The organism is Candidatus Uabimicrobium helgolandensis (assembly GCF_041508025.1).
Classification (GTDB): domain Bacteria; phylum Planctomycetota; class Uabimicrobiia; order Uabimicrobiales; family Uabimicrobiaceae; genus Uabimicrobium; species Uabimicrobium helgolandensis.
In genome coordinates this window covers 8,699,953-8,718,285 of the sequence record NZ_CP165719.1, presented here as the reverse complement: position 1 = coordinate 8,718,285, position 18,333 = coordinate 8,699,953, and the positions used below count along the sequence as shown (strand labels likewise).

The following is an 18,333-nucleotide window of genomic DNA, read 5'->3' as shown; positions in this document are numbered from 1 at the left end:
TAAACTCACTTATTTTTCAGTTTTACTCATTTCTTCTTCTAACTCTTTTATAATTTTCTCTGTTCGCCTCTTGTTTCTTCTCAACCCATATAATCTGGCACAAAAAGAAGTAATTATACTTACGAAATCTTGCATCAAGTCCTCTTTATCACCACTTGTTTTGTTTATTACTTCTATTTTTTTATTTTCTTTTGCTAATAATATTTCAATGTAATTTAATCCAAATCTTGCCAAACGATCTTTGTGCTCTACTATTAAAATTTCCCAATCATCTGATTCTAAAATTTTCTTTAATTTTGCTCTCTTATCATTTAATCCAGATTCTATTTCTTTGACTTCTTTTGCTATTTGATAGCCTCTAGCACTTGCATAATCTCTTAGGCGGTTGCACTGAGACTCTAGATTTTTTTTATTTTCTGATGATGATACTCGTGCATAAATGATCGCGCTTGGCTTTTCTTCCTTAGCTTTTTTTTCCTTTTCGTCGAAAACAACTATTGTTCCTGGCGGGAGTTGTTTTCCTTTTATATAGCCTTTTTGCCAATGACGATAAGCTGTTAAATAAGTTATTGAATTCTTTTTTGCATATTCTGATAGTTTCATTACTTTATTATACTTTAGTTTTTCTTTTCGACAAGAATAATTTGATATTTTTTGATAATATTTGATATTGATTTATGTTAAACTTTACTATACTACCTACCAAAAATCAGGTATCAATTAACAAGGCTCTCTGCAAAATATGATATCTTTTACTATGAGTTAGGAGATGCTGACTATTCTTGCGATTTTACATACTATAAAAACGGTAAAAAAGTTAGAGATTTTTCAATAGTGGATTATGGCATAGGAAAAACAGAAATAATGAGAAATGAAGGTACTCCTTTTATTACAGAAAGAATCTGTACTATAAATGCGAAACGCAGAGTTCATTTTTTAGCCTGTCTTTCTTTAAAAAGACTAGTATCTGAGATGTCATATGTATTTCAAATTGCAAAAGAAATTGGTATAAAAACCTCATATAAAAATTTACAAATTGACACTTATGAAGTAGAAGATGTAACAAATGGTCCTTGGGAAGTTTCTTAATCATAATCGGTATCAATACATTTGATCTCTAAAAGTATGCTATTACAAACATCAAGTAAAAATTTTTCTCCTTTTTCATATTGTCCAAGCCTTATATAAGCAACTGCCAAATTATTATGATCATTCGAAAACAGTTTTGCTTTCGCTGAGATGATTTGAATTTTTTTCTCATAGTACCCTTTGCTATGATGAGCAAACTGCCCTGTTATGAGATCAAAAACATTTGTATTTCCTTTTACTGCCAATTCATCTTGGATAGTATCATCATCCCACATACAAGCAAAAGCAGTACTATGAAGTAATATCCAAAAACAAATGCATACAATAGAGAATTGCTTAATAACCTCTTTACGTAGGTGGTTTGAATTTTCGATATTGACGCTTGCCGATTGTTGTATCAAAAATTGCTGTTTTGTGGAGGTAAGTTTTTGCTTTATCATTTCTTCTGGTGACGAAAACTCTTTACTTTTTGGAAGTCTTCTTATTGAACACTACAAATGATAACACTCAGTCGAGCCAATATAATTTAGCGCACTACGGGCCTTATTTAATTTCCTTAATCACACGCCATCCAAAATCACCACCATTCACATTATCTACATATTCCCGAGAAGTGGTATTGCAGTTCACTATATTTGCGTGAATACTCGATCCTCCGCGCATTGTATATTTGTTTAATTGTGGATTTTTTCCTATTGGGTCTTTAAATTCTCCAGCTTCATTTTTAGAATAGTCGCGAACGATTTCCCATACGTTTCCTATCATGTCGTAGACCCCAAAATTATTTGCTGGAAATTTTCCTACAGGTAAACGTTCACTGTTGATTTTTTTGTGTACGGCTTTCCACTCTTCAAAGCCTTGGACCGGCTGTTTATACCAGTAGTCCAAACTGTTACTTACGTCTATGCGTAATTCTTCGCCCCAATGAAAGCGTTCGTGCATACCACTACGGCATACATACTCCCACTGTGCTTCGGTTGGTAAGTCTACGTTTAGAGTTGTGCAAAAGCGTTGCATATCTTCCCATGTACGACTCACAGCTGGATAATCACTATTTTGCAAACTGTCATCTAAGGCTGTCCACTGCTTTACAGTTATTTCATGTTGTGAAATAAAAAATGGTTTTGAGATATGAACTATGCGTTTTTGTCCGCGCCCCATAGTAAACTTTCCTGTCGGTATTAGCACCAAATGTATAGTGCTACCATTGTAATCTATTTGGGTTTTAAGTTTTATTTTAAAAGTCTTTGCGTACCACTCTTGGTAACTTCTCGTGTATTCTATTCTTGTTTTCACAGGTAATTTACGCCAAACTTGATTCGTAAAATCTAGATACTTCTCTTTGTTATTCCAACATATTTTCCATATTTTTTGTTTCCACCGCCGAGGGAATTCGATCTTGGGCTCTTTTTTGGCTTTTACTACTTTATTCGGTTGTTTAGCTAATAGCGATTTTCGAGATATACCGTTTTTCTTTGCGCGTTTGAAAGCAATATCCGCCCACTTGTATCTCTTTTCTCTTGAGAAGAGGATAGCACATGCGTAAAGTACTTCACCATCAAGATACTTTTCAGGAATATTTCTATATAGAGAAAATGTGGTGAAATTCTCTATAGTATATCGTCGTTTTTTACCAACGAGAATATAGTCTTTATACACTTGAGTAATGCGTACACCAATGGCTTTTTTCTTTAGAGAATAAGTTTGGTTTTTATTGCTACTCATTGATTTTTTAGCTAATTGATAAAATTTATTAATGTAAACGAGCTCTTCAACAATATGTAAACCATTCTTTGGCTGCAAAGTGTTGATATTTTTAGCCTGTAATTCTTGTAATGACTTTAGAACTTGACGGTAACCACTCATCTCCAACTGTTGCTCTATATTAGTGATAAATTCTAACCATTTTTGTTGGAATTCTTGTTGCTGTTGTTTTTTTTCTCGCTTCTGTTGATGGCTTTTTTGAGCAGCAATCACTTGATCTATTTCTTTTTGCAATTCGCGCGTTAGTGTTTTGTTGTCTCGCAATTCTTCAAGTAGTGATAAATCAGCATTACCATTATATTCTCTTTGCAAAGTTACTTGTAGGTTCTTTAATTTCCGCTTATAATTATTTAATATTGTTCGTTGTTCGCGAATGATAAATTGAGTAATACCTTCATTTTCTATATGTATAGATAGTGAATTTTGAAGTATATTCCAACGCTCCCAAGGTTTTTTTCTTCTAAGTTGTGCGCGTATTTTTTTTAACGTTTCATTTGCTGCGTTTTCTACTTTTTGTTCCTGTGTATTCTTTGTATTTTGTGGTTGTTTTTGTATATTCTTGTTCAATAAAGCATTGTATTTCAACAGCAACGGACGAAATACTGGGTCATTCTTTACTAAACGTTCAAAAATATCTTGTTGCGGCACTACCAAATATGAATGTGGAATATTTTTGGGATTTTGCAATCCAGCAGTGATATTTTCAGAAAAATGTTCCCGTAATGTATTCTCTAGTGACTCAAGGTCGCGAACTATTTTAGAATATAACTCTTCATTATTCACTTTTTTACAAAGATTATCTAACTGTCCCCAAATTTCTAGCGGAGACAACTGTCGATTGTTTTTTATTTGCTGATAATCAGGGCTAAAGTCGTATGACCGAGACTTCACAGAAAAAACAACTACAATAAGCGCTATTAAACATCCTGAAAAAATCAATATCGGAGTTTTTGATTTTTTACGACTGCGCGCACGCATGATCGTTGCCCTTGTATTAAAATTACGACTACGCATTTGCGTTTTCCCCATTGCTGAACGCTTTTTGCCTTCAAGCTGCATAGTTGCTTTTTTTATGCTTGTCGCCTCTCTTTCTACACTTGTTGTGTTTAAAGGAACAATTTGTTTTAACATTTCAGGCGTAGCTTGTTGCATTGATTCAACAAGATATTCAGCAATAAATCTTGCTTTTTGCGGTCGCTGTTCTTTTTTCTTGTGTAAAGATTTTAAACATATTTTTTGTAATGATTCAGGAATATTTGCACCCATACTCTTGGGTGGAACTGGTTTTTCAAATAAAATTTGTGACATAATGGCCGTTAAATTTTTTCCCGTTATAAATGGCTGGCCTGTAGTTATTTGATACAAAATACAGCCAATAGCATATACATCTGTTAAATGATCAACATCTTTTTCACCTTCTGCTTGTTCAGGTGACATGAAACGCAATGTTCCTAATACTTGTCCTGTATGAGACAAGTCGCTATTTCCCTTGGTTTTTGCTAAACCAAAATCCATTATTTTCGGTTCCAACTTCTTATTAATCATTATGTTGCAAGGCTTTAGATCGCGGTGAATGATTTTATGTTTGTGAATAAAATGTACAGCTTTTGTAACTTTAGTCATTATTTTTAATACATTTTTCAAGGTAAGTGTTTTATCTTGTAACATTTGCTTTAAAGTTTTGCCATCCACATATTCCATCACTAAAAATAAATGTTCACCTTCCTCCACAATATCATAAGAAGATACAATATTTGGGTGCTGTAATTGCGCTAAAGTCGATGCTTCACGACGAAATCGATCCACCATTTCCTTATCTTTACCGCCATATATAAACTTTACTGCGACAATACGATCAAGTTTAGCATCATGAGCTTTGTAAACAGCGCCCATTCCACCACGCCCAAGCTCTTCTATTACTCTATATCGTCCTAGTAATATGCGCTGAGTGCTGTCATCACCAATATTAAAATTTATGCCCATAGTTATCATTTCCAAATAGCTGTTTAAAAGGAGTCTAACTCCCTTGATTACCTTTTCCCGAAGTAATTAGCTAAAAGCGATTTTTCTACCAAAAGCGTATCATGGTATCCTAAGATTCTTCTCTTTGTATTTTAAGTCCTTGTGGTTCAATCCATTTCTCTAAACGCGCTAAAAGAAAGTCTGCTAATATTGCAAGAATAGCCGCAGGAATAGTACCACTAAGAATAAGATTATTGTCATTGAGATTAATACCTGTCAATATAAATTCTCCTAAACCACCAGCTCCAATAAATGCGGCTAAGGTTGCAGTACCAACGCAAATTACTGTTGCTGTGCGCACTCCTGCCATAATAATCGTTGTTGATAATGGAATTTCGAGCATGGTAAGTATTTGCATATTAGTCATTCCCATTGCTCTTGCTGCCTCAATGAGTTCATTATCTACTGATATAATTCCTGTGTAGGCATTCCGAATAATTGGTAGTAAGGCGTATAGTGTTAAAGCAATAATAGAAGGGATCATTCCAATACCAAAAATAGGAACCATAATAGCTAAAATAGCTAAACTTGGTATGGTTTGAAGAATACCTGTTGTTGTTAAAATTATAGGAGCGAATGAGCGTTTTTTGGCCACAAAGATTCCCAAAGGAACTCCTATTAGCATTGCAAAAAATGTCGCGACAAGAACTAAAAATAGATGCTGTTTTGTTAACTTCACCATTTCATTTTCGCGCTCTTTTTTCTCACTATTTTTTTCAATAAGGCCTTCTGCTTTTAAAAAATCGTATGCCACATCGTAAAAATCTTTTCGTTCAATTTCAACAAGATAGTTAAGCTGAGTCATTTTTTCATCATCAATTCGCCCTGCTAATTTATCTAAGAGTGGTTGCAATTGTGGATATTTACGCAAAGTTTTTCCGTAAACAATAGGAGCAGCGAAATATGGCGGAAAAAAGTTTTTATCATCTTGTAATTTTTTTAATCCAAACTTAACGAGTTTACCATCAGTGCTATAAGCATTTGTTGCATCTACTGTTTTTTCAGAAACGGCCTTATATGCTAAACTATGCTCCATAGTAATTACATTAGGTAAAACTAAATTGTAAAATTTACACATAGCGTAAAAACCATCTTCGCGATGCATGAACTCGTGACCTAAAGCAAGCTTTACTTTATCTTGAACTTTGGCTAAATCAGAAATAGTTTCGACAGGCCAATCTTTATTAATTGCCATAACATACGTGTTGTTAAAGCCAATTGCTTTCATCCAGTGTAAATCAAATTTTTTAGCAAATTCTTTTTTACATGTTTCATAAACAACCTTGGCATTTTCGATTTTTCCTGTTTTTTTCAGAACAACATTCCATGCCGTTCCTGTGTATTCACAGTAAATATCCAAAGATCCAGATTTAAGCGCTTCAAAACATATTTTTGTTCCACCCATCCATAATTTGCGTTCTACTTTAAGAGCAGTATTCTCCTCAATGAGAACACTAACAATTTCACCGAGAAGACGAGACTCTGGAAATACTTTACTTCCAATTTTAATCGCATCAGCATACAGAAGCGCACTCAAAGCAATGACTAAGACAATAATTATTTTTTTCATTTGTTTTCCTATTCATGACTTTCTAGAAATTTTTTGACGAATTCTGTTGCTGGTTTATTTTTAATATTTTCAGATGTATCGTACTGCTGCATAACTCCGTTATCCATGATCATTATTTTATCGGCTAACAAAAAAGCTTCTTCTAAATCATGAGTAACAAATAAAATAGTTTTTTTTAATTTTTCTTTTAATTCAAGACATTTTTCCTGCAATTGTTTTCGCGTAATCGGATCTAAAGCTGAAAAAGGCTCGTCCATAAGAATTACTGGTGGATCAGCAGCAAATGCTCTGGCGATACCAACACGTTGTCGCTGTCCTCCACTAAGTTGTGCAGGAAAACGATCGCGATATTCATTGGGATCAAGATTTACTAAATCAAGAAGCTCATCAACACGTTTTGCCGTTTTTTCAGGCGACCAACCCAACAGAAAAGGTACAAGACTTATATTGCGTTTTACATTCCAATGAGGGAAAAGCCCTCCGCGCTGCATAACATAACCCATTTGTCTACGTACGGAGATAGCTTCCTGCTCTAAAATGTTTTGGCCCGAAAGCATAATTTCTCCATGTGTTGGTTGTATCAAACGATTCAGCATTTTTAAAGTGGTTGTTTTACCACAACCACTTGTACCAATAAAACAAAGTGTTTCGCCTTGTTTTACAGTGAAATTTAATTTATCTACGACAACAATATCATCGTATTTTTTGGTTAAATTTTTTACAGTAATCATTTTTTTCTTTCCATTTTTTTCTTTTTTTGAAAAAAAAGATTTATTAAAACGTGTCGTTCATGATGTGTCCCAAATAGGTTTTCACAAATCGTAAAGATATAGAACACCCTTGTGACATATCCGCATAATCAATGTAATAAACAATAAACGTTTTGACTCTCCTTTTCGCGGACACTTGTAAAGAATGTTCCCATGTAATTGGAAAATACACTAAACCAACAAATCCTTCGTCATCGTTTCTTATTTCAAAAGATACATATGACCTTCTACCGCCCAAGCAAGTCCACCTTTGATTTCTTTTTCTCCTAGAACAATATTGTTGTATGCGGCATACATTTGTCGTGCAGCTCGTTCTGCTGGCATACGCCCTTCTCCTGTTCCAAGCCCAGGACAGAGCACATTAGTTATTTTTTGTGTATGATTGTTGTTAAAGTGACGAATAGCTATTAGGATAGCACGAAATGCTAGGTAGGCATTGACGGTTTGCGATACATCCATTGGTACACGCATTGTCGGAGCGCTGATAAGATACGGAATATCGTCGCGATCGGTATTGATCACAACAGCTTGCCCAACAGCAAGTTCCCCATCATATTGATCTTCTAAAACGAGGCGTAATTTTTTTTCTAAATCCCAGCCAAAGTGTTGACTGTACTGTAAATCTAAACCTCCATCCATATAACCAAAACTATTTGCTGGACTAACAATAGCATCAGCAGTATCGGCAAGAATATTCCCGTAAGAAATTTTTACATCTTTAAATTCGCTAAAAAAATTTTCCCAAGCCACAATTAGATCAGAATTAATCGCTTTGAGAATAATTTTACATTGTTCCATAATTTCTCCCATGATTTGTCTTGGAAAGCATATAATGCTTTCCAAGGAATATATTTATTCTAACAAAATCATAGATGAGTATCAAAAAAAACTAACTAAGGCGTGTCGACAATTAAAATTTTAGATCTCTTTTCTGATCCCGTTTCGGGCTACTTACTTTAACCACAAAAACTCAGTATTTATAAATACTTCTACTAGAACACCGAATAGTTTTATCCGGGTTTGAAGACAACTGACACGCTGTGCCACTCCTGAGTTGCCCAGAAATTAACACTTTTTAAAATATCTGAGCCTATGAATTCTAAATAGAGTTCAAAATTTTAAAAATGTAGTATTTATAAGCACTTGATGTCTTTCGCTACTCTGATACTTAAACAAAACTATTCAGTGTTCTAGGGCGTGTCATCATTCAATACAGATAAAAATATAACGGATTCATTTAATGATACGCCAGTAGTATTGAGCCCGAGCCCGTTTGCGAGCCCGCGCCCGAAAACTTTTTGAGAGCGACAGAAAGTGATTTATTGGTTCAATACTAGTTTTTTGCGATGGAAAAAGAAACTTTGCTTCTTTGATAAATTGTTAGTAAAAGTTTCGGAAACGAGCTCGCAAACGGGCTCGGGCTCGAAAAAACACACAATATTTTGAATGATGACACGACCGATTGTTATACTTACCAAAAGAAAAACCTTTCAGAATCATAGAAAAATATCAAAAAATTAAGTACTTATCTTTCAGTGCTCTGCGCTACATGCCTTTAATATATTTGCGAAGTTTATAACTACCTATAGAAATAATTATTAACATTATCGCAAACAGCGCAAAAATGGTTTTAGGTACTCCTGTTTTAAGTACCGCTATACTAGGTTGAGTTTTTTTATAATAAACACGGACCTCTTTATTTTCTGGGTATTTAGCGACTACTTTCTCTGCTTCATCAAGTCTTGCTGAGTTGTAACCAAATATATAAATATCGCCAGTATATTCTTTATCATGAACTTTGTAGGTATATTTGATTTCTGGTTCATAGGATGTTCTTCTTTTAGAACTTGTTTTTATAACTTCTGAAGAAACAATCAATCCTTTTGTTGCTGGCCAACTATGACTAGAAACTCCCATATAAATCTGGTAAGTGCTGTAAACAAATCCAAAAAGCCCAATGAGAATAAAGAAAACTATACCAATAAGATTTATAATTTTTTTATAACCTTTCAATTTTTGCTCCATCTAAAACGAGAGGCTACAGTAGCCTCTTTATTGATCCAAGAGATTATTCAAATCGTTTATTTTTCTTTCTCAGTTTGTAAAGAAAAGTATATTTTTTCAACCCCAGCAAAGCTAAACTCTAGTTCTTGTTGGCTAAATATTTTATCATCAATAGTCAAAGTGTGCGTTCCAATAGTGTCATGCTTTTTCAAATCTTTATCATATACTTCAATTTGCAACTTCATCTCTGGACGCAACTGTATAGTTGTGTCAATTTCCCAAATAGGGCGCAAGTTATTTTTCATTACTTGGCTAGTAAATTTCTTTACCCACGTACCATTTTCTTCTATAGAAATTACAACAAAAGAATCAGGCAATACACCTTTTTTCCAACCAATATCCCAACGGCGATTATTATTTTTTCGCTCTTTGAAAGTTGCTTTTCGTAACTTCAATGTTTTAACAGTGCTAAGCTCTTCTTTTTTAGCCTGTAGTTCTGGCGCTTTTACTGGTTGTTTTTTGCTTACTTTGGAAATAACATGTAATCCCGAAGCATAGCCAGACATCATTGCTTTTCCTTTTATCTTAATAAGAATGGCTTGCTGCTCATCAGAATCAAGATCTTCTGCCTTTAGAAGTGGAAATTCTACAAACTTGATACGACCAGCTGAGTGGAGAGTCACATCAGTTGGAGCAGCAATGTCTTCTATTTGTAATTGTTGTGCGTCATAAGTAATAAGAACCACCACTTTTTCAGCATCAAGAGGACCGATATTAACAATTTCTATCTCATAATTTAACTCTTGGCCTGTGTCTACAAAACCTTCTTCTGAGTCTATATTTGTTTCTAGGTATGGTGCCGCTACGACTTCAAAATGCTTACCGTGAGTAACTTTTTTGTACAATGTACCTTGCTGTTCGTAAAGCACAATAGCAGATATCGGATAATTGTTATCTTCACCACGATAAAAATTGAAAACATCACAGGACACTTGATATTCAATTGCTTGAAAAGACTTCAAAGAAACAAGAGGCTCAAATAGAATTCCCTCTTCTTCTCCATCTTCTATTAAAGATGTTGCTGAAGTAAACACTTCCACTGGGTCAATTCCAAAACTAGTATTCAAAACAAGTTTAACATTATTAACTTCATAATCTGCAATATTAGTAATTGTAACCGTATAGATAATTTGCTGACCTACTGTAACAGCTCCGTCAATTTTTACTACTTCGATTTTAAGAGGCGAATTTTCATTGATCTTCGCTCCACTACCCACCTCATCGTCATCATCATCCATATCCGCGTCGTCATCATCGTCACCCATATCCGCATCGTCATCATCTGCATCTACATCGTCTGTATCTGCATCATCTGTATCTGCATCATCTGTATCGTCGTCATCTGTATCGTCGTCATCTGTATCGTCGTCATCTGTATCGTCGTCATCTGTATCGTCGTCATCTGTATCGTCGTCATCTGTATCGTCGTCATCTGTGTCTGCATCGTCTACGTTGTCTTCGTTTTTATTTTCATCGCGAACTTCGCGTTTTTCTTTTTCATCATCGTCTTGATCTTGGAAGAATACACCTTCCTGAATGTTTACTTTTAAGGCATCTTCGCTAAAAATAAAAGTAAATATACATAATAGTAATACAACATATTTCATTTTATACCCCTTTGTTTTAGGTGCGTTATGATAGAGTGCAATCATCAGATTGGCATTCTTTTTAGGTGTGTCGGCTACAATCAGCTTATAAAACCTACCTTCAAAAATGGTCACAAAGATTGTAACTCATGAACATCATTTTTAAGATGCAAACATTTATGAAAAATACTTAGAGCCTATTACAAAATTATTTGAGCGAGAAAAGAATTATTATTTATTTCACCCAACTATGAGTCAGTATTCAATTACTTTTACCAAGCCACTTAACGAATAAAAAATAAGATCGGTATGATCAAGACACATACTAAAAATAAGGATTTAACTATAGGCCACTTACTCGTAGTTATAAGTGTTTCTCTAAATACATTTTTAGTAGGGTGATTCTGATCATAGATAACCACTAAACGATCTTTTACTTCAAATGTGTTCCAAAAGTCTGCAGAGACTATTTTAAAATCAACGTAACCTTGCTCAGTAACATTATCGTGGTACAGGTATTCTAAAACATAGGTATTATCTATGTGATTTTTTTGGGTAATAACTGCTTGAGAAGTATCGCCACTCTTTATTAGATAGTTACGGTATTCATGTTCACTCCAACCATTCAAAAAAATGGTGAATAATATCAATATGTATATAAAAAAAATAAAGCGAAAAAAACTATTTGTCATCTGATACCCCTATTGATGAAAAAGAGATATTTTTCTCCAAAACAGCTCGATTTTTTTCATCGCGGATCTCTAATTGTATTTTTTGCGAATTTTCATTTACAGTTATCATTCCAAAGTTCTTTTTATTAAAACAATCACTTACACGATACTCTTCATTTTCTTTACGTAAAATCATAACCGGTATAGAAGCACTATGGGTCATACCACTGGAAGTTACTTCATAGATAGGAAATAAATCACGACGTTTCATTTTTGAAATCTCGGAGAAATGACGATCACCACTAAGTAAAATTACAGTTTTACAAGTATCTAACAACCTTAGTAATCGCTGACGCGCTTGAGGAAAATTGGCCCATTTTTCATAACGATGTTTACGCGACAAAACTTGAATACTAGAACATATAATATGTATATCAGCTTCGCTTGTTTTTATTTCTTGTTCTAGCCACTTCCACTGAACTTTCCCTAAAATATCGGCATTTTTTCCAGGCAATTCGCAGTGGTATCGCGTGTCTAAAAGAATAACTTTCACTTTTCGCTTTTTCGGAGTTTGGTAATTGTGAGACCAGTATATTCCTTTTTGCATACGTCGTTTACTGTTTTGCGGTTCCGCCAAAAAATCAAGAAATAACCTCTGGCTACCTTTTTTTGAAGAGTAACCTTTACCACCATTGTTTACTCCGTAGTCATGATCATCCCAAGTGCCAATGACAGGTACTTTATTGCGAAATTTTTGGTAGCTTGTTCGTGCCAACTGTTGTTGATATTTCTGATGCATAATTGACATATCTTCTGTGTCTGCATAAATAACATCTCCTAACCAGATCCATAAATTAGGGTCGTTTTGTAAAATAACGTTCCACAGTGGTTGTTTTTTGTATTGTTTGTTACACGACCCGAAAGTTATAACAAAAGAGTTTGTTGTGAAAGTACTATCATTGGCATTGCAGCCGATAATGAACGCAAATAATAACAGTAAATATCTCATGTTTTATCCTAGTTTTGTTGTTCTTTTGGTGGACGACTGTAGTTTTTCATTCTTTCAGCTAATTTATAATACAAAAAATGGGGTAAATGTCTAACAAACTTGTAAAACAAACGCATTTGCCATGGATAAATATACACGTGCTTGCGTTTAGCTACGGCTTTAATCATAAGCTGTGCAGCTTTATCACAGTGAATAAGCCATAAACGATTTGGGCTTTTATTGTTAATTGGTGTATCTACATAACCTGGATGTATAGTAGTAAACTGTAGTTGTGGAAAATCAACGGCCATTCCTTCTAGAAAGTATTCAACGCCGATTTTTGTTACACTATAAATACTACGACGTGGTAAACCACGCATTGAAGAGGCAGAACCAATTCCAACAATCGCTCCGCAACCCTGTTCTCCCATGACATCCAAAGCCGCTTTGGCAGTATAAATTGCACCTTTCAAATTAGTGTCAATCATCGTTTCTACTTTTTCCCAGTTCCAGTTGTCCATCGAAGAATCATGGCTAACTCCACTGTTAATCCAAACCACATCAATTTTTCCAACATGTCCGGCAAAATCGTAAATACATTGTTGTATTTGTTGTTGATTTGATACATCGCACGCGCGAATCCAAAACTTGCAATCACTGTCTTTGAATTGATCTGCGAGTTCTTGTAACTTGCTTTCGCGACGACTTAAAAGAGCAAAGTGAACCCCATAAGGAACAAGTGCTTCGCATAAACTTTTTCCTAGTCCAGAAGATGCTCCGGTAATAACAATATTTTTACCTTGCCAATATTTCTTCAAACGGCTCATTGTTCCTCCCATAAACTATACTTATTATTGTGCATAATAATTTGCGAGCTATCTGCGAAAAATAATTCCATTTTATTTATTGCGACTAAGGGTTGCGTTTCTTTAATATAAACATAATCAATGTGAACTACTTTTTCGGGTGATGAGAAATGTTGCGGTCCAACAAGACCTCCAAAATGATCGCTACGTCCAAAAGCAATATGGAACCCTAATTTTTCATCCAAAAGTACTTCGCCAATCGGAGCAATTCCAAAATCGCCAAGAATACCAAATCCTAGTTCTGCTATATTGCCATAAGCAGGCTCTTCTTTGAGATGTTGACGTTCTTTTTGCGAAAAAGATCCGTCGCTTAGAACATTGACAATTTTATTGTTTTTTATTTCGTATAGTACAATTTCATCAGAAAATTGTACAGGTAAAACCCCTTCGCTTAGACTTTCAGGCGCCTCATTCGGAACAATGTATGTCTCTCCGCTAGGCAAGTTTCCCACCATTCCTGCGTTAGGAAATCTTCCGCCACTTACATGTGACTTCGTTATTGTTAAATCAAACTCAACATGGAATTTTTTTTGCTGTACACAAAAATCAATACATATCTTTTTTGCCGCATCTAATTTATCTTTTAATATTTGTAAACGCTTATTAATTAGTTCATAATCAATACGAAGAGCGCCAAGCATTTTTTCTGAAAATCCTGACATTGTAGCAGCACGAAAGTTATATTTATTAGCTGCTATCTTCATTGGTGCTGTCGCTGAGAAGTCAGATAAAACCATAAAAATTTGGTACTGAGTAAATAAATCATCTAACGAAATACTTCTAGTAAGAGTTTCTAGATCAAAAGTACTTAGTGGGTCTTGATTCCAAATATACATCCGTTTTGGTAAATCAGCGTTATTTGATTTTACATTTTCATACAAAATAAAATCAACTTCCAGCTGTAACTGCTCTTTTATTTGCTCTAACTGCTCGTACCATTGATAAGCAATTTTTCTACGAAGTGCCCAGGGTTCATTGTCTTCTTCCGTGCAACTAGGTAGGTCGACAAGTAAAGCAATTCGCTTATCTTGTTCTAATTTCGGAAAAACAGCTTGAAAAAGATTTAACATTTCTTCCTTGTTTAAATTCATCATGTCTCCTATTTGCTATTTTGTTTTCATTTTAAATTATTTTGATGTATAATTAGAGTGTGTCGTTACTCATTTTTTCCCGAATTCGGCACTGGATTATGGGGAATATTGAAAAGGCACACCCTAAAAAAAGAAACACTATTTGTAGGTGGAGAGACAAAATTAAATGAACCCTTATGATAATGTGGATCAGGCAAATAAACCAACAAAAAAAATGATTGTACCTAAGCACAAAACAACCGAGAGATACATTGGTCGTTATAAAGTTCTCGACACAATTGGCAAGGGAGGTATGGGAACTGTTTACAAAGCGCAACATGTGCATAGCCAAACAATTATTGCTATTAAAGTATTTGTATATGGAAATAATACATCGATTCAGGATGTACAACGATTTTTAGAAGAAGCTCGCACAACAGCAAAATTAAATCATCCTAATATCATAAAAATTTATGACGTGAAGCAACTAGAAAACTATTCCTATATTGTCATGGAGTTTATTGATGGATTACCACTAAACAAAGCAATCAAAGCATATGGTATATCCTTTCGCAAAAGTATTGAAATTATCAAACAAGTGGCCTCTCTTTTAGAATACACGCACAAAAACAATATAATTCATCGCGACATCAAACCAGAAAATATTCTCATTCGCCGCAACTTAAAGCCACTACTTATGGATTTTGGTATAGCAAAAAATTTAAATAAAGTAACACAATTAACTCTTGAGGGAGAACTATTAGGAACACCTCATTATATCGCCCCTGAGCAAGCAGGGTTAGGAGATAAAAATTCTCCCGCAACTGATATTTATTCTTTAGGGGCAGTGTTGTACGAGGTAATTTGCGGCTCACCTCCTTTTACAGGAGAAACTGATTTTGAGGTATTGTACAATGTCGCAAATCAAAAAGTTATGCCACCAAGTACTAAAAATCCAAATGTACCCAAAGAACTCGATTATATTTGCTTGAAGGCCTTAAAACGGGAACCCAAAAATCGCCATAGCAGTGCACGAGAATTTGGCCGAGAACTTGGGCAATTTCTTAAAGACGGAACTGTACCAACAAATGGTAAAACAAGTAAAAGGCGAGAAAATTCGCAACCAGAAAACTTGAAAACTTATGTTTTTACAGCAATAGCTGGTATGTTAATCTCAACAACAATTTTAATATCTTACAATTTACTTAAAATCTCTGACTCAAAGCCAGTTATTGACAAGCCGATAGTTAATGAAAATAAAGAAACAAAAACAGTAGAACAACCACCAGAAGATTTTGATATTTCGAAACAAAATACTAATTTCTCAAACCAATCTAGCCAGCAAAAAATCCAGAAACTTAAAAATACTCTACAGGCTAAAATGCAAATACAAGATATAGTGGGAGCAATAGGTATTGCGAAAAATATAGAGATTTTAAACGGTAATGATTTACAAAATCTACTTGTTTTAGCTTCTTTGCACCAAGGAAAAAAAGACTTTATCGCTGGTATTGAATATTGTGATAAAGTATTAAGTAAAGATAAAAAAAATGCAGCTGCGTACCAACAAAGAGGGTATATATATTTTTCAATGAAAGAATTTGATCTTTGTTTAGAAGATTTAAAAGTTTGTCTTAACTATACGAACAATAAAGCGTCAATATACCACTATATGGCCCAATGTTATATTGAAAAGAAAGATTTTCCACAAGCGATCAAGTGCTGCAACGCTGCTCTTCAAACAAATCCAAATTTAGCAAATATTTACTACACTCGTGCCAAAGTTTATTTGGCTTCTCGACAATACCCACAAGCCATAAATGATTTTAATATTTTAGTACGCTCAAACCCCAATCATGCGCAAACATTACAAGAACGAGGAGTTGCTTTTATGCAAGCGCAACAGTATAAACAAGCTATCGCAGATTTTGTAAAAGTCCTTCAACTATCCCCAGGAAATGTTCCTGGCCTTGTAAATATGGGTAGAAGCTTAATGTTTCTTCAAGAGCATAAGCGTGCTATTGATTGTGTACACGAAGCCATTAAAATATCGCCAACAGCTCTAAATCATTTTTATGCAAGTCAGATTCTCTATACAAAAAAACCTCTTTTAACCGCCGATTTCCAACATATATTAAAACACCTTAACCATGCAATTCAGCTTAATCCGCAATTCGTTGCTGCTTATTTTATGCGCGGAAATACTTATGCAAATATAAAAAATAATCGCGCAGCATCTAACGATTTGAATTACGTAATAAAACTTATGCCAAACTCTGATATGGCAATAAAAGCAAGACAACGAATACAACAATTTAAGTAGGAGTAAATAAATGATGAAGTATTTTTTGATTTTAGCATGTAGTGTAGTTTTAATGAGCTGCGTTTCCACAAGCTCAGAATGGAAATCTGATGAAATTGAAGGAGTTGGTTCTTATTCCCCCCCACCTGCAAATATCCACCGCAAATCACTTGCTGTCCGCGAATTTAAAGACAAAACAGGGGGAAACCGCGAAGAAGCCGCAATTGATCAAATGACAACTCTTCTTCTTAAAACAAGACGTTTTCGTATTATCGAACGCGCACGCTTAGAAGATATAGTAGAAGAGCAAAGCTTAGAAGGCATTGTCGATCCTAGTACAATGGCACAAAAGAGAAAAGTAATTGGCGCAGAGTTACTATGCTTAGGTTCTATTACAAACTTTGAAGTGAAAACAACAAGAACACGCAATCGCGGTGGAATATTAAATCGTTTACCTATCAGTGTTCTAGATATTGACTTCAAAAAACAAAAACTAGACTTTGATATAGGCATCGACGTACGCATTGTCGATTCAACAACAGGAGAAGTTATATTTGCAGAAAGTACGGATGTAAAACGCACAGAAACAGCTAGTGCAATGGGATTAGAACTAGTAGGAATATCTGCAAGAGGTGATGGTTCTATTAAGATTAGTAATAACAACCAAGGGAAACTACTACGTTTAGCTCTTGATAAAGTAGTAAAGAAAATGCTTAGGGATATTGATTACATTAACCGCTATTATGATTAATATCATATTGGCCATTAACTCAAGAAAAAACAAAAACAAACACTAAAGGTTTATGCCATGAAATATCACTACGCAATAATGTGCTTTGCCTTTTGCATTTTAATTGGATGCTCATCCACAGAGTCTAAATTGCAAAACAGTGAACTAGATGGAATAGGAAAATATCCTCCTCCTCATCGCAACATATCTAGAAAAAATTTGGCTGTTATAGACTTCAAAGATAAAACAGGCAGAGACGGTGGGCAAGCTGGCGCCGATCAAATGACAACTCTGCTATTCAAAACTAGAAGATTTCGTATCATTGAACGCGAAAGATTGCAAGATCTGCTTGCTGAACAAGGACTCCATGGGGTAGTAACACCAAAAGAACTTGTCGAAAAAGGGAAAATAAAAGGTGTTGATTTATTATGCTTTGGGTCCATCACTAATTTTGAGATTAAACACACAGATATTTCTTTACAGGGTGGATTTTTAAGCACTTTAGCAACATCCGTTGCAAATTATTTTAGCCCTATTCCTATTCCCAATATCGACTTTGACTACCTGAAAATACAATTAGATTTTCATATCGGAGTAGATGTCCGCATAGTAGACACTTCGACAGGGGAGGTATTGTTTGCTGATTCTTCTGATGTCAAACGAACAGAAACAGCAAGCAGTCTAGGTTTAGTTATTGCAGGCATTTCTACACGCCCAGACGGCTATGTTGACGTAGACAATGAAAACCAAGGAAAATTATTGCGCATGGCTTTAGATCGCGCTATAAAAAAGATGCTACCCGATATTGACTACAGTTTAGAGGCGAATATTCATGATTAAG

At 34.7% G+C, this 18,333-nt stretch carries 16 protein-coding genes; 4 read left to right on the top strand and 12 right to left on the bottom strand.

The features are described from left to right. Positions 1-9: 9 nt before the first annotated feature. Positions 10-603: an IS607 family transposase gene (locus UABHE_RS32215; protein ID WP_372367562.1), complete on the bottom strand. Its 594-nt coding sequence runs from the start codon at positions 601-603 to the stop codon at positions 10-12. A 261-nt stretch (positions 604-864) separates the two neighbouring features. On the opposite strand from UABHE_RS32215, the gene UABHE_RS32210 reads away from it, so the two are divergent. After that, entirely contained in the window at positions 865-1,089 is a 225-nt protein-coding gene (locus tag UABHE_RS32210) for a hypothetical protein (RefSeq protein ID WP_372367561.1), read from the top strand. Here the strand turns inward: UABHE_RS32210 and UABHE_RS32205 are convergent. The 11 genes from UABHE_RS32205 to UABHE_RS32155 all read right to left on the bottom strand — a co-directional run bounded on the left by UABHE_RS32205 (position 1,086) and on the right by UABHE_RS32155 (position 14,484). Then, positions 1,086-1,529 (bottom strand): tetratricopeptide repeat protein, encoded by a 444-nt coding sequence (locus UABHE_RS32205; RefSeq protein ID WP_372367560.1) that lies wholly within the window; start codon positions 1,527-1,529, stop codon positions 1,086-1,088. The genes UABHE_RS32210 and UABHE_RS32205 overlap by 4 nt on opposite strands. Before the next feature lie 103 nt (positions 1,530-1,632). Beyond that, positions 1,633-4,836: a bifunctional serine/threonine-protein kinase/formylglycine-generating enzyme family protein gene (locus tag UABHE_RS32200; RefSeq protein WP_372367559.1), complete on the bottom strand. Its 3,204-nt coding sequence runs from the start codon at positions 4,834-4,836 to the stop codon at positions 1,633-1,635. A 109-nt stretch (positions 4,837-4,945) separates the two neighbouring features. Continuing rightward, complete coding sequence (locus UABHE_RS32195; RefSeq protein WP_372367558.1) at positions 4,946-6,445, bottom strand: glycine betaine ABC transporter substrate-binding protein; 1,500 nt, start codon at positions 6,443-6,445, stop codon at positions 4,946-4,948. 8 nt (positions 6,446-6,453) lie between these two features. After that, a complete protein-coding gene (locus UABHE_RS32190) occupies positions 6,454-7,176 on the bottom strand; it encodes an ABC transporter ATP-binding protein (protein ID WP_372367557.1) in 723 nt (240 codons plus the stop codon). Positions 7,177-7,416: 240 nt separating this feature from the next. Beyond that, the gene (locus tag UABHE_RS32185) at positions 7,417-8,013 is read right to left on the bottom strand and encodes a macro domain-containing protein (protein ID WP_372367556.1); all 597 of its coding nucleotides are present in this window, start codon (positions 8,011-8,013) and stop codon (positions 7,417-7,419) included. A 747-nt stretch (positions 8,014-8,760) separates the two neighbouring features. After that, positions 8,761-9,228, bottom strand: a complete 468-nt coding sequence (locus tag UABHE_RS32180; protein ID WP_372367555.1) for a DUF3592 domain-containing protein — start codon at positions 9,226-9,228, stop codon at positions 8,761-8,763. A gap of 68 nt (positions 9,229-9,296) precedes the next feature. Further along, the gene (locus tag UABHE_RS32175; protein WP_372367554.1) at positions 9,297-10,886 is read right to left on the bottom strand and encodes a hypothetical protein; all 1,590 of its coding nucleotides are present in this window, start codon (positions 10,884-10,886) and stop codon (positions 9,297-9,299) included. Between the two features lie 263 nt (positions 10,887-11,149). Continuing rightward, complete coding sequence (locus UABHE_RS32170; RefSeq protein ID WP_372367553.1) at positions 11,150-11,557, bottom strand: hypothetical protein; 408 nt, start codon at positions 11,555-11,557, stop codon at positions 11,150-11,152. Continuing rightward, complete coding sequence (locus tag UABHE_RS32165) at positions 11,547-12,545, bottom strand: alkaline phosphatase D family protein (protein ID WP_372367552.1); 999 nt, start codon at positions 12,543-12,545, stop codon at positions 11,547-11,549. Before UABHE_RS32165 ends, UABHE_RS32170 begins: the two co-directional genes overlap by 11 nt. An 8-nt stretch (positions 12,546-12,553) precedes the next feature. After that, a complete protein-coding gene (locus UABHE_RS32160) occupies positions 12,554-13,351 on the bottom strand; it encodes an SDR family NAD(P)-dependent oxidoreductase (protein WP_372367551.1) in 798 nt (265 codons plus the stop codon). Next, positions 13,348-14,484 (bottom strand): hypothetical protein, encoded by a 1,137-nt coding sequence (locus tag UABHE_RS32155; protein WP_372367549.1) that lies wholly within the window; start codon positions 14,482-14,484, stop codon positions 13,348-13,350. Before UABHE_RS32155 ends, UABHE_RS32160 begins: the two co-directional genes overlap by 4 nt. A gap of 163 nt (positions 14,485-14,647) precedes the next feature. On the opposite strand from UABHE_RS32155, the gene UABHE_RS32150 reads away from it, so the two are divergent. The 3 genes from UABHE_RS32150 to UABHE_RS32140 are packed head-to-tail and all read left to right on the top strand — an operon-like array spanning position 14,648 to position 18,332. Further along, positions 14,648-16,783, top strand: coding sequence for a protein kinase (locus UABHE_RS32150; protein WP_372367548.1), 2,136 nt, complete (start codon positions 14,648-14,650; stop codon positions 16,781-16,783). A 10-nt stretch (positions 16,784-16,793) separates the two neighbouring features. Further along, complete coding sequence (locus UABHE_RS32145) at positions 16,794-17,513, top strand: CsgG/HfaB family protein (protein WP_372367546.1); 720 nt, start codon at positions 16,794-16,796, stop codon at positions 17,511-17,513. A 57-nt stretch (positions 17,514-17,570) separates the two neighbouring features. Further along, a complete protein-coding gene (locus UABHE_RS32140; RefSeq protein ID WP_372367545.1) occupies positions 17,571-18,332 on the top strand; it encodes a CsgG/HfaB family protein in 762 nt (253 codons plus the stop codon). The last annotated feature ends 1 nt before the right edge of the window (position 18,333 follow it).